This is a genomic window from Alkalihalophilus lindianensis, from assembly GCF_032843265.1.
Classification (GTDB): Bacteria; Bacillota; Bacilli; order Bacillales; family Bacillaceae_D; genus Alkalihalophilus; species Alkalihalophilus lindianensis.
Genome location: NZ_JAWJBA010000246.1, coordinates 1 through 276, shown reverse-complemented (window position 1 = coordinate 276; position 276 = coordinate 1). Strand labels below are relative to the sequence as shown.

Sequence of the window (276 nt, the reverse complement as noted above, 5' to 3'; positions counted from 1 at the left end):
CTTTAAAATGCCGGTTGCGAAGCTTGAGTCTGCTAAGATTAAAACTCAATTCTATGATTTTAATGCCAAGGAAGAAGATCAGGAATCCGCGCTCGTCTTTTATAACAATACTTATTCGCCGAATACCGGTATCGATATCACGATGGATGATGGAAAAACATTTGATGTAACCGCATCATTAAGTGGGACTGTCACTCGTGTCGATAATGAAGATGCCGTTCTTGGGAATGTGATTGAAATTGAACATGCCAATGGTATTGTAACACAATATCAATC

1 protein-coding gene is annotated in these 276 nt (G+C 38.8%); it reads left to right on the top strand.

The genetic code is table 11. The features are described 5' to 3' along the window. On the top strand, nt 1-276 hold a 276-nt coding region (locus RYX56_RS22125; RefSeq protein WP_317124086.1), incomplete at both ends, for a peptidoglycan DD-metalloendopeptidase family protein.